This is a genomic window from Rhodoplanes roseus (assembly GCF_003258865.1).
Classification (GTDB): Bacteria; Pseudomonadota; Alphaproteobacteria; order Rhizobiales; family Xanthobacteraceae; genus Rhodoplanes; species Rhodoplanes roseus.
Genome location: NZ_NPEX01000132.1, coordinates 2,444 through 15,643 on the forward strand (window position 1 = coordinate 2,444; position 13,200 = coordinate 15,643).

At 71.6% G+C, this 13,200-nt stretch carries 13 protein-coding genes and 1 pseudogene; 7 read left to right on the plus strand and 7 right to left on the minus strand.

The window, feature by feature from the left end:
* Positions 1 to 161: 161 nt before the first annotated feature.
* A complete protein-coding gene (locus CH341_RS18155; protein ID WP_111420409.1) occupies positions 162 to 509 on the plus strand; it encodes a DUF4189 domain-containing protein in 348 nt (115 codons plus the stop codon).
* 303 nt (positions 510 to 812) lie between these two features.
* A complete protein-coding gene (locus tag CH341_RS18160; protein WP_111420410.1) occupies positions 813 to 1,937 on the plus strand; it encodes a linear amide C-N hydrolase in 1,125 nt (374 codons plus the stop codon).
* 67 nt (positions 1,938 to 2,004) lie between these two features.
* Here CH341_RS18160 and CH341_RS18165 read toward each other — a convergent pair whose 3' ends face one another.
* The 3 genes from CH341_RS18165 to CH341_RS18175 all read right to left on the minus strand — a co-directional run bounded on the left by CH341_RS18165 (position 2,005) and on the right by CH341_RS18175 (position 4,771).
* Positions 2,005 to 2,478 (minus strand): HPP family protein, encoded by a 474-nt coding sequence (locus CH341_RS18165; RefSeq protein WP_245431125.1) that lies wholly within the window; start codon positions 2,476 to 2,478, stop codon positions 2,005 to 2,007.
* A gap of 66 nt (positions 2,479 to 2,544) precedes the next feature.
* Positions 2,545 to 3,165 (minus strand): response regulator transcription factor, encoded by a 621-nt coding sequence (locus tag CH341_RS18170; RefSeq protein ID WP_111420411.1) that lies wholly within the window; start codon positions 3,163 to 3,165, stop codon positions 2,545 to 2,547.
* Positions 3,158 to 4,771 carry an ATP-binding protein gene (locus CH341_RS18175; protein ID WP_170149689.1) on the minus strand — a complete coding sequence of 538 codons (1,614 nt, stop codon included), beginning with the start codon at positions 4,769 to 4,771 and terminating at the stop codon, positions 3,158 to 3,160. The genes CH341_RS18170 and CH341_RS18175 overlap by 8 nt, the downstream gene beginning before the upstream one ends.
* A gap of 170 nt (positions 4,772 to 4,941) precedes the next feature.
* On the opposite strand from CH341_RS18175, the gene CH341_RS18180 reads away from it, so the two are divergent.
* The 4 genes from CH341_RS18180 (at position 4,942) to CH341_RS18195 (ending at position 8,557) form a co-directional block, all read left to right on the plus strand.
* Positions 4,942 to 5,418, plus strand: coding sequence for a response regulator (locus tag CH341_RS18180; protein WP_170149690.1), 477 nt, complete (start codon positions 4,942 to 4,944; stop codon positions 5,416 to 5,418).
* Between the two features lie 5 nt (positions 5,419 to 5,423).
* Complete coding sequence (locus CH341_RS18185; RefSeq protein ID WP_111420414.1) at positions 5,424 to 6,695, plus strand: putative Na+/H+ antiporter; 1,272 nt, start codon at positions 5,424 to 5,426, stop codon at positions 6,693 to 6,695.
* 118 nt (positions 6,696 to 6,813) lie between these two features.
* Positions 6,814 to 7,440: a glutathione S-transferase family protein gene (locus tag CH341_RS18190; RefSeq protein ID WP_111420415.1), complete on the plus strand. Its 627-nt coding sequence runs from the start codon at positions 6,814 to 6,816 to the stop codon at positions 7,438 to 7,440.
* Between the two features lie 37 nt (positions 7,441 to 7,477).
* Complete coding sequence (locus CH341_RS18195) at positions 7,478 to 8,557, plus strand: Ntn hydrolase family protein (RefSeq protein WP_111420416.1); 1,080 nt, start codon at positions 7,478 to 7,480, stop codon at positions 8,555 to 8,557.
* Between the two features lie 202 nt (positions 8,558 to 8,759).
* Here CH341_RS18195 and CH341_RS18200 read toward each other — a convergent pair whose 3' ends face one another.
* Genes CH341_RS18200 through CH341_RS18215 form a run of 4 tightly spaced genes read right to left on the minus strand, consistent with a single transcriptional unit; the run spans position 8,760 to position 12,301 of the window.
* Positions 8,760 to 9,386 (minus strand): HAD hydrolase-like protein, encoded by a 627-nt coding sequence (locus CH341_RS18200; protein WP_111420417.1) that lies wholly within the window; start codon positions 9,384 to 9,386, stop codon positions 8,760 to 8,762.
* On the minus strand, positions 9,371 to 10,786 hold the full coding sequence (locus CH341_RS18205; protein WP_111420418.1) for a hypothetical protein: 1,416 nt from the start codon (positions 10,784 to 10,786) through the stop codon (positions 9,371 to 9,373). Before CH341_RS18205 ends, CH341_RS18200 begins: the two co-directional genes overlap by 16 nt.
* Before the next feature lie 10 nt (positions 10,787 to 10,796).
* The gene (locus tag CH341_RS18210; protein ID WP_111420419.1) at positions 10,797 to 12,038 is read right to left on the minus strand and encodes an FAD-dependent monooxygenase; all 1,242 of its coding nucleotides are present in this window, start codon (positions 12,036 to 12,038) and stop codon (positions 10,797 to 10,799) included.
* Positions 12,039 to 12,052: 14 nt separating this feature from the next.
* The gene (locus CH341_RS18215) at positions 12,053 to 12,301 is read right to left on the minus strand and encodes a zinc-finger domain-containing protein (RefSeq protein ID WP_111420420.1); all 249 of its coding nucleotides are present in this window, start codon (positions 12,299 to 12,301) and stop codon (positions 12,053 to 12,055) included.
* Positions 12,302 to 12,456: 155 nt separating this feature from the next.
* Here CH341_RS18215 and CH341_RS18220 point away from each other — a divergent pair.
* Positions 12,457 to 13,200 (plus strand): annotated as a pseudogene (locus CH341_RS18220) (hypothetical protein); the annotation flags it as partial.

The window sequence follows — 13,200 nt, forward strand, 5'->3', positions numbered from 1 at the left end:
CGCCGCCGCGACCGATGTCGACACCCCCGACGCGCTCGCCGCCGTGAAGGCCGAGATCGAGGGAGGGTGACGGTCGGCGCCGTCGCGGAAAGCCCGCGTCTTCACCTCCCGGAAACCATTGCTCCAATAGGCTCCCGGTCTTCCTTCCGGGAGTGGGACTCATGGCTCGTTTCTTGCGGCGCGCCGTCGCCGTGGCCGCCCTGCTGCTCGCCGGCGCCATCGCCATCGGGGCGTGCGGCACCTTCGGCTACGCCTACGATCAGAAGACGCTCGCCCAGGCCGAGACGGTCGCACTGAAGAAGTGCACCGACCGGGCCTGCCGGCTGGTCGCGACGGTGCGGGGCGGCTGCGTCGCCTTCGCGGTCGACGCCAAGGATCTGTGCGGCGCCCACGGCTACGCGGTCGCGCCGCGGCTCGCCCGCGCCCAGAACACCGCGCTGCAGCAGTGCTACGGCCACGGCGGCAAGACCTGCGTGATCCGCGCCTTCGCCTGCGACGCCAAGAACTGATCAGGTCCGGAGCCGCTCGCCCGGCCGCGATGTCCGCCCGCAGGAGGGAGGATCAGCCTCTCTGATCTGATCAGATCGGGCTAGATCGTAGCTGTCGTTTCACTCTCGTCGTCACATGATAATTCAGCTCGCCGTAGTCGCGAGCCGAGATGGCCGGGCGTTTCACGCCGGGGCAAAGCACTTCGTTAATTGATTCAAGTCATTTGCAACCGGGGAGGCGGCGCGCCCGTATCTTTCGCGTGCCGTGTTCGCGTAGTCACACAGCCACGATCAGCCCATCCTGCTCGAAGGAAAGGACGCCCTATGGTCTCGCGACTGACCCGTGCCGCCGTCTCGGCTCTTCTCACGACGTCCCTGGTCGCCCTGCCGCTCGCCGATGCGACCGCCTGCACGTCCGTTCTCCTGCCCGCCAAGGACGGCGGCTTCGTCTACGGCCGCACCCTCGAGTTCGGCCTGCAGCTCCAGTCGCAGCTCATCGTCGTGCCGCGCGGCATCGCGCTCACGGGGACGGGCCCGGAGGGCAATATCGGTCAGGGCGGCCTCGCCTGGACGAGCAAATACGCCGCGACCGGCACCAATGCGCTCGGCCTCCCGATGATCCTCGACGGCGTCAACGAGCGCGGCCTGTCCGGCGGCCTGTTCAACTTCCCGGGCTATGCGGATTTCCAGACGGTGCCGCCCGGCAAGGGCAACCAGTCGATCGCCTCGTTCGAGATCCTCACCTGGATCCTCACGAGCTTCGCCACCGTCGACGAGATCAAGGCGGCGCTGCCGGGCATCTACGTCTCGGCCGTCAAGGTGAAGTCGTTCGGCGACATGGTGCCGCCCATCCACGTCTCGGTGCACGACGCCGCCGGCAAGAGCCTGGTGATCGAGTACACCGACGGCGGCAAGCTGAACATGTACGACAATCCGGCCCATGTGCTGACCAACGCGCCCGACTTTCCGTTCCACCTGAAGAACCTGTCGCAGTACCAGTACGTCACGCCGAACGTGCTGCCGCCGCTCAAGGTCGGCACCACGTCGCTGAGCGCGGCGAGCTCGGGCGACGGGATGAACGGCTTGCCGGGCGGCTTCATCGCGCCGGCCCGCTTCGTGCGCGCCTTCTTCGCCCAGGCGAACGCGCCGCAGCTCGCCACCAGCGCCGAGACGGTCGGCCTCGCCTTCCACATCATGAACGCGTTCGACCTGCCGCCCGGCTCGATCGGCACCTCGGCGAGCGCCGGCGGGGAGGGCGGCGGCGTCAGCGGCTACGAGACCACCGAGTGGATCGCCGCGACCGACATGAAGAACCTGCGCTACTACGTGCGGACCTACGAGAACCCGGCCATCCAGGTCGTGGATCTCAAGAAGGCTGTTCAGAACCTCAAGGAGATCAAGTTCATCCCGTTCGATTCGAAGCCGGCCGTGCGGGATCTGACGCCGTAGGATTCAACGCGCCGGGGCATCGATCCGTGTCGACGAGATGGTGGTGCGAAGGTCGTGCGCCTTCGGCTCACCACCAGCGGTGCGGCCAGTCGTAGCGCCGCACCGCGAGGTGCCAGACGAAGGCGAAGAGCGCCAGCATCACGGCGCCGGCGCCGACCGGGGCGATCAGGAACGTCCACGAGAGATTGTTGCCGACGACCAGCAGCGGGTCGATGCCGGCCGGCGGGTGGAACGTGCCGGTGAGCTGCATGGCCAGGATCGCGAGCCCGACCGCCACGGCCGCGGCCCACGGCCCCGGCCCGATCACGGTGAGGACCACGAGCCCGACCAGGGTCGACACCAGGTGGCCGCCGACCAGGGCGCGCGGCTGCGCCGCCTGGGCCTCCGGCGAGCCCATCACCAGCACGATCGAGGTCGCGAACGGCACCGCGAAGAGCGGAAACGCCGCGAAGGTCGCGAAGACCTCCATCAAGGCGATGGCGAGCCCGCCGCCGGCGGCGCCGGCCAACATGGCGAGGAGGGTGCGCTTGTCGATGGTCATGGCATGGGGCGGCTGCTGTCCTGAGCGTGACATAGCACGAAGCGTGCCGGTCGCGCGCGGCGGCCGTCACGGCCGGTCCGGCCGCAGCCGCATCTCCATGCGCACCAGCTCGGCGAGGTTGCGGGCCCCCATGCGCTCCATCACCCAGGCCCGGTGAATCTCGACCGTCCGCGGGCTGATGCCGAGGCGGGTGGCGATCTCCTTGTTGGACAGGCCGGCGGTGGCGAGCGCCAGGACCTCGTGCTGGCGCTCGCTGAGCGACTCGAAGCGGGCCAGCAGGTGGGCGAGCTCGGCGGCGTCGTGGCGGCGCGAGCGCGCATGCGCGACGGCGGCGCCGATCGATTCGAACAGGCGGTTCTCGTCGAACGGCTTCTCGATGAAATCGAAGGCGCCGAGCTTGATCGCGGCGACCGCCATGTCGACGTCGCCGTGGCCGGTGATCAGGATCACGGGCGGGGCGGCCGGGCTCGCCGCGAGCAGGCGGACCAGATCGATGCCGGAGAGGCCCGGCATCCGCACGTCGGCGACGACGCAGTCGAAGGGCGGCACGGGCCCGTGGCTCGCCACCAGCGCGTCGGCGGACTCGAAGCGCGTGATCGCGAGGCCGCGCCGGCCGAGATAGAGGGCGAGCGAGTCGAGCACCGCCGGATCATCTTCGACCAGCGCCACGTCCAGGGTTTCACTCATCGGACACCTTCGCCACCGGGATCGTGAAGCGGACCAGCGCGCCCGAAGGCGGTCGCTCGATGGTCAGCCGGCCGCCGTGCTGCTCGACGATCGAGCGGCACAGCGACAGGCCGAAACCCAGCCCCTCCGGCTTGGCCGAGCCGAACGACGCACCGGCCGGGTCGGGAACGTCCTCCGGAAAGCCGGGGCCGCTGTCGGCCACGGCGATCTCGACCATGTCACCGGTCCGCACCGCCGACACCCCGAGGCTGCCGTGCGTCGCGCCGGTCCCCTCGATCGCCTCGACGGCGTTGCGGATCAGGTTCAGCAGCACCTGCTCGATCTGCAGGATGTCGACCATCACGGGCGGCAGGTCGTCGGCGAGCCGCGCCGTCGCGGTGACGCCGTGACGGTCGAGGGCGTGGTGCATCAGATCGAGCGTCTCGCGCACGATGCGGGTGACCGATGTCGGCGCGCGGCCGGACTGGTCGAGGCGGATCAGGGCGCGCAGTCGCCGCACCACGTCGGCGGCGCGCTGCACCTGGGCGGCCGCCTTCTCGGCGATCTCGCCGACCGCGACATGGTCCGCCCCGTCGCGCAGCGTCTCGGCGACCAGGCGGGTGTAGGTGCCGGCGGCGGTCAGCGGCTGGTTGATCTCGTGCGCGATCGCGGTGGCGAGCTCGCCCATGCTGCCGAGCCGGGCGAGGCGGGCGAGCGAATCCTGGTGCAGGCGGAGCTGCAGCTCGGTGCGGCGAATCTGGGTCACCAGCGCGCCGGCGATCAGCCCGGTCATCGCCAGCACCAGCATCAGCGCCTGCAGGCCGGTGACGTCGATGGTCACGCCGGGCAGGAGATGCACCCCGACGATCAGCCCGAGCTGGGTGAGCAGAACGCCGACCGTGACCGTCTCGAGGCCGCCGCGCACGGCCATCCAGATGACCGGCAGGAACAGCAGGTAGAAGAGCTGCGCATGCTGCCGCTCTGCGAAGACGAAGACCAGAGCGAGCGCCACCAGCGTCGCCGCGACCTGCACTGCGGTCTCGACCGTGACCCGCAGGGTTCGGCCGCGGGTCAGCAGGATCAGCCCGAACGGCGCCAGAATGGCGACTCCGATCATGTCGCCGACCCAGTAGTGGACGACCGCGGCCGGCAGGTCGGCGGTGGTCAGCAGGCCGGCGTTCACGGTGAGCGCCACGTAGGCGAGGGAGACCGCCGCGGCACTCGCGGCGGCGACCGCGAGCAGCACCACCAGGTCCCGCATCGACGCCAGGATCGGGTTGAAGCGCATGGCGGGCTGCAACAGGATCGCGAGCCCGATGGCGTAGCCGCCGCCGATCGCCGCGGCCGTCATGATCTCGGTCACCCACGGAAACGGGAGATGACGGACCGTCAGGTCGGCCAGGAGCGGGGCGACGAACAGCAGCGGGATGAATCGCTGGCCGAACAGCAGCACCAGGACGAAGCTCAGCCCGGTCGGGGGATTCCACGGCGTGATCCCGAACGGCGCGAACGGGTGGATGAAGCTGATCCAGTCGAGCAGCACGTAGCCGGCCAGATACCCCAGGGCGATCGCGGGCCACGGCAGCGTGAACACCTTGGAGAGCGGCATGGCGACCGGACGGCGCATCGGTGCATCGGGGAGAGTGGTGTGCACGGTGGTAGCGTCGTTTCGCGTGTGGCGCCGCTGAGGGTGGATACCTAGGGGTCTTCCCCTGAGCATAGCACCCTAGGCCACCGTCACGAATTGCCGCCCGCCCGTGCCGCGCCGATCCTCGCGACACCCCAACAGCCCGGCGGGTGACCATCATAACCGAGACGGCAGGCCGCGACGAGATCGTGATCCTCTGTGCCGACGAGGAGACCCGCGACATCCTCGCCTTCTGGTTCGGGGCGGCCGGACAGAATGTCGTGGTCGCCCGCGACGGCCATCACGCCAACCGGAGCTTGCGCAGCGGGCGGTGCCGGCTGCTGGTCACCGACCGGGTGCTGCCGCCCTGGCCGGGGCTCGACACCATCCTGTCGCTGCGGGCCCGCGATCCCGCCCTCGCCGTCGCGGTGGTCGAGACCGGCAACCCGGACGAGCGCATTCTCGCCCGCGTGACGGGGGCCACCGCGCTGCTGCGGCGCCCGCTGTCGCGGGATGCCGTGCTCGGCCTGCTCGCCGCGGCCCGATCGCAACCCGACACGCCGGCGCGGGCGCAGTCCAAGGCGAGGCCCTCCGCGGAGCGGTGGCCGTCCGGGCTGCGCGCACATCGTCTGCGCACCGACGGCTGAGCTCCATGGATGCGGTCGCCCCGAGCGCGGTGGAGCTGGTCGCGTCCGGGCTGTTCGCCGTCGCCCTCCTGCACACCTTCGCGAGCAGCCGGTTCGAGCGTCTCGCCCATCGTCCGTCGCCGCATGCGGGCCTCTGGCATCTGCTCGGCGAGGTCGAGGTGGTGTTCGGCTTCTGGGCCATGGTGCTGCTGGTGTTCATGGCCGCCTGGACGACGCCGCAGCAGGCGCTGACCTATCTGGAAAGCCGTGTCTTCACCGAGCCGGCCTTCATCTTCGTCATCATGGTGATCGCCGCGAGCCGCCCGGTGCTCGACGTCGCCGGCGCGCTTCTGCTGGGGATCGCCCGCAAGCTGCCGCTGCCGCATCAGGCGGCCTATTATCTCACCGTGCTGGTGCTCGGGCCGCTGCTCGGCTCCTTCATCACCGAGCCGGCGGCCATGACGCTGTCGGCCATGCTGCTGCGCCGGCGCTATTTCGGGCCGCACACCAGCGACGCGTTCCGCTACGGCACGCTCGGGGTGCTGTTCGTCAACATCTCGATCGGCGGCACGCTGACGCCCTTCGCCGCCCCGCCCGTGCTGATGGTCGCCGAGCGGTGGGGCTGGGACCTCTCCTTCATGCTCCAGACCTTCGGGTGGAAGGCGGCGGTCGCCGTCGTCTGCAACGCGGTGGGGGCCGCGATCCGGTTCCGGGCGGATCTGCGGGCGGTGGCGTTGGAGGAGGAAGCGCTGGCGCGGCTGGAGGTGCCGTATCCCGTGATCGCCGTGCATCTCGCCGCCCTGCTCGGCGTCATCGTCACGGCGCATCACCCGATCGTGTTTCTCGCCCTGTTCCTGTTCTTCATCGGCTTCACCGAAGCCTATCGCCGCTGGCAGAGCCGGCTGATCCTGCGCGAGGGCCTGCTGGTCGGCTTCTTCCTGGCCGGCCTCGTCGTGCTCGGCGGGATGCAGCGCTGGTGGCTGCAGCCGCTCATCGTCGGGCTCGATTCGACCGCGCTCTATTACGGCGCCACCATGCTGACCGCCTTCACGGACAATGCCGCGCTGACCTATCTGGGGTCGCTGGTCGACGACCTCGATCCGGGCGCGAAATACGCGCTGGTCGCCGGCGCCGTCACGGGGGGCGGGCTCACCGTTGTCGCCAACGCGCCGAACCCGGCCGGCTACGCGATCCTGAAGGGGAGCTTTCCGGAGGGCGCGATCAGCCCGATCCGCTTGGCGGCGGCCGCCGCCGTCCCCACATTGGTGGCCATCGCGGCGTTCCGCCTGCTGCCCTGACGGCGTGGTCCAGGGGCCGCGGCCCCTTGCGGGGCGGGCGAGATGCCGCCACGATCGTGGTCCACAGGACTGCGGTCTTCGTCCGCCGTCGCGGCCGACCAGCCTCCGAAGAGATCCCATGGCGCTGATCCTCTACCACATCGCACCGTCACGCTCCTCGATCGTCCGCTGGATGCTCGAGGAGATCGGTGCGCCCTACGAGTTGCGCGTGCTGTCGATGAGCAAGGGCGAGAACCGCGCCCCCGAATACCTGGCCGTCAACCCGATGGGGAAGGTGCCGGCGCTCTCGCACGACGGCGCCGTCGTCACCGAGGTGTCGGCGATCTGCTGCTATCTGGCCGACGCCTTCCCGCAGGCCGGGCTGGCGCCGCCGATCGGCGATCCGCGGCGCGGGCCCTATCTCAAATGGATGTTCTTCGGGCCGAGCTGCATCGAGCCGGCCGTGATCGATCGCGCCTTCAAGCGCGCCCAGGAGCCGCCGCGCGGCACGCTCGGCTACGGCGAGTACGACACCGTCATCGACGTCGTCGCCGCGGCCGTGAAGACCGGCCCCTATCTGCTGGGCGAGCAGTTTTCCGCCGCCGATATCGTGGTCGGCTCGCAGCTCCGCTGGGGCATGATGTTCGGCCTGATCCCGCAGCGTCCCGAGTTCCTGCCCTACGTGGAGCGGCTGAACGCCCGCCCGGCGCTGCAACGCGCCACGGCGCTCGACGCCGAGATCGCCAAGGCGGCGGAGGCCGGGTGAGGGCGCCTCGCCCCGCGACGCCGGCCCGGAGGCGGCCGTGGACGCGCTGACGCCCCCGCCAGCGCCGGTGATTCCCGTCGTCGACCTGCGCGACGGCGGCCCGGTCGGGCATGTGCGGCTCGATCCTGTGCGGGCGCGCGGCTTGCGCGACGACTGCCTCGCCTTCTTCCCGCGCGGCGCCGCGATGCTGATGCCGTCCTGCGACGCGCTCACGCGCCGTTGGCTGCGCCGCTCCGCCTCGCCCTACACGGACGACGTCGCCGCGATGGCGGAGGCGCTCGGCGTGTCGGGCGTGTGGGTGCTCAACGGCTCCTACCAGTGGGCCTGCACGGCGATCGCGCGCGAGGAGGGCGGGGCGCCCTGGCTCGCCCGCACGCTGGACTGGCCGTTCCCCGGGCTGGGCCGGCGCGTCAGCGTGGCGCGGCTCGCCGGCCCGGCCGGCGACTTCTTCAGCGTCACCTGGCCGGGTTTCGCCGGCGTCCTCACCGCGACCGCGCCGGGCCGCTTCGCCGCCTGCATCAACCAGGCGCCGATGCGCCGCCGCACCCGGCATCCCTGGCTGCGGCTGTGGGACATGACGGCGAACGCGTTGGAGGCCTGGTCGATCCGCCACATGCCGCCCGACCATCTGCTGCGCCTCGTTTTCGAGACGGCCCCCGACTTCGGCGAGGCGCGGCGCCTCCTGAAGACGACGCCGGTGTCGCGGCCGGTGATCTACACGCTGGTCGGGGTCGCGCCGGGCGAGCGCTGCGTGATCGAGCGCACCGAGGAGCACGCGGCGGTGCGGCTCGGCGACACGATCGCGGCGAACGACTGGTGGCCGGCGCGTCCCGCCTGGGAGGCCCGCATGCCGGCCGACGAGCTGTTCTCGCGCTCCTTCGACCACGCGGCGGAGATGAATCGGGTGCGCCAGACTCTGGTCGCGTCCTTCGACGGCACCGTGTCGACGAGCTTCGACTGGGTGCTGCCGCCGGTGCTCAATCCCTACACCCGCATCAGCGTCGCGATGTCGCCCGCGACCGGCGTCCTGCGCGTGCTCGGCTGGGAGGCCGACGGCCCCGGCCTGCCGCGACCGGTGACGGCCATGCGCGAGGTCCTTGCCGACGCCGTGGCGTGAGGCGCGTTTTCCCTCTCCCCTCGTGAGGGCTTTGCACAATCCGTCATTCGGGGCGCGCCAAAGGCGCGAACCCGGAATCAGCGCCGAACTCGGCATTTTTGGCTGGATTCCGGGTCCGGCGCTACGCGCCGTCCATACATGACCAATGATGCAAAGCCTCCTCGTGGGAGAGGGAAGAGCTCGTGCTCGACGCCGGCGCGAGTCAGGTCAGCGCCGGTACGATTTCTTCCATCCGCTCGATGACGAGATCGGGGTTTTTCGCCCGCAGCGCCGCGATGTCGGCGTAGCCCCAGGCGACGGCGGCGCAGTCGATGCCGGCGGCGCGGGCCGCCTCGATGTCGCGCACCTCGTCGCCGATCGCGATGGCCGCGCGCGGCGCGGCGCCAGCGGCGCGCAGCACGGCGCGGAATTTCGTCGCTTTGCCGAACAGCGACGCCCCGCAGGCGAAATGCGAGACGCGTGCGACATTGGCCGGCCCGAGCGCGCGCCGGACATTCGGCTCCACGTCCGACGAGACGACCGCGAGCGTCGCGCCACGCTCCTGCAGGGCCGCGAGCAGCGCATCGACCCCGGGGAACAGCGGGATGCGGTCGAGCTGCGACGCCTTGAGGGCCCGCATGTGGCGGATGATCATCGGCAGCTTCCAGCGCGGCACCTCGAGCCGGTCGAGAATCTCGGCCGTGCCGGCGTTGCGCATCGCCGTGACCTCCTCGGGCGCCGTGCGGCGGAATCCGTAGCGGTCGGCGACGTCGTTCAAGACCGAGAGGAACCACGGGAAGCTGTCGGACAGAGTCCCGTCCATGTCGAAGATGATCAGACGATAGCGCAAGCCGGCCTCGGTCCTTCAGCGGCCGGCCTCGACGTCGACACCACGGCTGCGGCCAGCACGGCGAGCCAGATCATCCGGCTCTGATAGCGGTCGTTGGGGTTGGAGAAGACGGCGCACACGGCGGCGTTGCCGAGGAGGGCGATGAGCACGGTGGCGCACAGCATCCGGGTCGGGGCCGGTGTCTTGCGGCGGACGAGGCCGAAGGCGGTGAGGCCGACGGCCAGCACGGCGGCCGGGACGTGCACGAGGTTGAGCGGCGCGACGTCGGGCCGCTCGCTCTGCTGGCGCGCCGCACGGAAGCGGGCGAGCGCCGCCGGCGAAAGCTGCTCGGCGAAGGTGTCGAGCACGTCGAAATTATTCTCCGGCACGACGGCCAGCGTGGTGCGGAACAGCACGAGCTGACGCGCCGTGGCGGCGGCCGCGGCCTCGAGGTGAGCGAGCGGATAGAGCCGCAAGGTCGCGAGCGCGATCCTCAGCGACTCCTCGCCGTAGCCCTGCCAGTTGCCCAGCCGGTAGAGCGGGCTCGCATGCGTCCACAGCCATTCGTCGGCGGTGGCCGGCAGCTCCTTGCGGTAGGGGCAGAGCGCGATGGTCGGATCCGGGCAGTGCTCGTCGAGATAGCGCGCGACGAAGCCGTCCTGCAGCAGGCGGCCGAACAGGAAGCTCTTGCCGCCCGGCGTGAAGGCGAATTGGCCGACGATCGCGAGGTTCGAGAGGAGCGCCAGCAGCACGCCGGCGACGAGGCCCAGCGCCGTCGCGGCGAGGCGCGGGCGGGGCAAAGCGAGGCGCGGTGCCACCAGCCGGCCCACCGCCGCGCAGGCGACGAGGCCGAGGCACAGCGCGAGCGTCGCCATGTGCAGCGCGATCGTCAGGGCCAGCACGATCGCCACGGCCGCGGCCTCGCCGTGGCCGATGCGATCGCGGCCATAGGCGAGGAGAAAGAGGGCCAGCACGGCCCAGCAGGCCGTCACGTCGGGCATCAGCTGGGCGGCGTAGATCGGCAGCGCCGTGAGCCCCGCGAGGGCGAGGCCGATCGGCATCGCGGCGAGCGGCCGCGCCCCGGCGACCCGCAGCACCGCGACGATCAGCCAGGCCGTGACGCCCGCCTGCACGATCACGTCGGGCCAGAAGTCGTAGGGCAGTCCGGCGAGCAGCCAGGCGCCGTAGAGCGCCGAGCGGCCGATCGACGGCGTGCCGGTGAGGGGCCGCATCAGATAGCCGCCGGTGTCGGCATAGACGAGCGGGAAGCCGTTCCACAGCGCCGGCCACAGCAACAGCGCGGTGATGAAGGCCCACCCGGCCGTCCATGCGCCGACCCGCGTGGCGAGGCGGCCCCGAAGGCCTTCGGCCGTCGTCGGAGCGGGCGGCACGTCCGGTCCGGGGCGGTCGGCCGCGGTCATGGGGGTTGCCTCAGGAGGATTCGGGTGTCGCCGGGATCGGGATCGGACCTGTCGGGGCGGGCGGCCGCCAGCCGTAGATCCAGGCGTGGCGGTTCAGCACCAGATCGCCACCGAGCGCGGCCCGCATCACCAGGTCGCGCGCAAACGCCGCCGGGCCGCCGAGATGATAGATGTGGTCGTTGCGCCGCGACGCGGCCTGCACGCTGGTGGCGCGGTCGCGGCGCCGCTGCTCGTAGTCGCGCAGGGCCGCCTCCGGCTCGTCCGGCCGGCGGGCGAGCGCGTCCGCCAGCACGGCGGCGTCCTCGATCGCCATGGCGGCGCCCTGCGCCATGAAGGGCAGCATCGGATGCACGGCGTCGCCGAGCAGCGTCACCGGCCCGCGGCCCCAGCGGCGGGTCGGCGGCCGGCCGTAGAGGGTCCAGCGCAGCCAGCGCTCGGGCCGGGCCAGGAGCGCGCGGGCCTTCGGGCTCCACCGCGACTCCGGAAAATGCTTCAGCACGTCGTCCTTGCCGCCCGGGGCGCTCCAGCCGGTGACGATCTCGTCGTCCTGGGCGATCGCCACGATGTTGATCAGGGCGCCGGCCCGCACCGGGTAGTGGACCAGATGGGCGCCGGGCCCGAGCCACAGATCGACCGTGGCGGCGCGGTGCTCGGGCTCGACCAGATGGGCCGGCAGCAGGGCCCGCCACGCGGTGCGGCCAGCCGGGCGGGGCGGCGGGTCGTCGTCGAGCAGGCGGGGCCGCACCCGCGACCACAGGCCATCGGCCCCGATCAGCGCCAGCCCGTTGAACTCTCCGGCGACGCTGGGCCCGGCGGTCGCCACCGTGACGCCCTTCGGATGCACCGCGTACTCGTCCACCCGGGCGCCGAGCACCAGCGTGATGTCGGGCCGCTCCGCGACCAAAGCGAGCAGGACGGACTGCAGGTCGCCGCGATGCGCCACCCAGTAGGGGGCGCCGAACAGGGCCTGCGACCGGCCGACCGGGATGCGGAGGAGATCGCCGCCGGTCGCGCCGCTCCTGACCCGCACGACGTCGGGGGCGACGGACACGGATTTCAGCCGCTCCGCGGCGCCGAGCCCGATCAGCACCCGGGCGGCATTCGGAGATATCTGCAGGCCGGCGCCCGTGGCCTCGAGCTGCGGCGCCTGCTCCAGCACCAGCACCCTAAAGCCGCGATCCGCCAGCGCCACGGCGGCCGTCAAGCCGCCGATTCCGGCTCCGGCGACGATGATCGTCCGCGACGCGGCCACCCGAGCTCCTGCCTCTAGGCGGCTCGCGTCTCTTCCAGGGCGCATTCGGCCGGACGGGCCTCGAAGCCGTGGAGGCTGCCGTCGAACTTGTAGAGGGTAGAACAGTAGGGGCAGACGATCTCGGTATCGTCCCCCATATCAAGGAAGACGTGCGGATGGTCGAAGGGCGGCTTGGCCCCGATGCACATGAACCGCCTGGCGCCGATCGCGATGCTCGAAACGCCCGGATCATTATGGAAGTGGGGTACGATCTTGTCCGCCATGATTCCACCTTTGCGGCAACGTCTTGCTTTACGGCGACGTCTCGTCGTCGGGCCCGGTGCGCAGGATCCGGGCGGGCGCGATCCGGGAACGGGGAGCCGCGGCCGGCGGGACACCGGTCGCCGAGGACCATAGCGGGCCTGTCATGGATTTCCTAGTGTCGCCAGACCGATCGGCCGCCCGACGCAAGCGCCCCAGCGACTTCGCGCTGCCGCTGCTCGCGGCCGCCAGCGTGGCGGGCGGGCTGTGGCTGGCGTCGCCGCGCGCGATCGATTCGGCCGGCCTGCTGATCGACCAGCACGACCCGGTGCGGCTCGCCGATCGGGCGGTCGACAAGGGCCTCACGCCGGACGTCGCCCGGCGCGAGATCGAGGCGGCGCTGGCGCAGGGCGACGCCGAGCTGGCGCAGAGCTTCGTCGAGCTGGCGCAGTCGCGGGCGATCGTGCTCGATCCGGGGCTGATCGCCCGGGTGGCGGACGCGAACTCGGCCGCGGCCGGAGCGGTGCGAACGGCCCAAAACTTCGGACGGGGCCTGGTGACCGGAGAGCCGGAGGACGGCGCCGGGCTCGCCGGCACGCTCCTGGGTGATCTGTTCGTGTTCGGTGACGTGCGCGACGCGGTCCGCGAGGGCGGGCGGCTCGCCACCGGCGCCGAGGCGGACGAGCTGGTGCTCGGCCTCGCCTGCGTCGGCATCGCCGTCACGGCCGGCACCTATGTGTCGCTCGGCGTCGCCGCGCCGGTGCGGGCCGGCGTCTCGGTGGTGAAGGCGGCCTGGAAGACCGGCAAGATGGGGGCGGGGCTGGCGTTGTGGACGGCGCGGTCGCTGCGCGGCGTCGTCGACGTCGCGGCGGCGCGGCGCGCCGTGTCGGGCACGGCCGTGCTGCAGCCGGGCGTCGCGGCG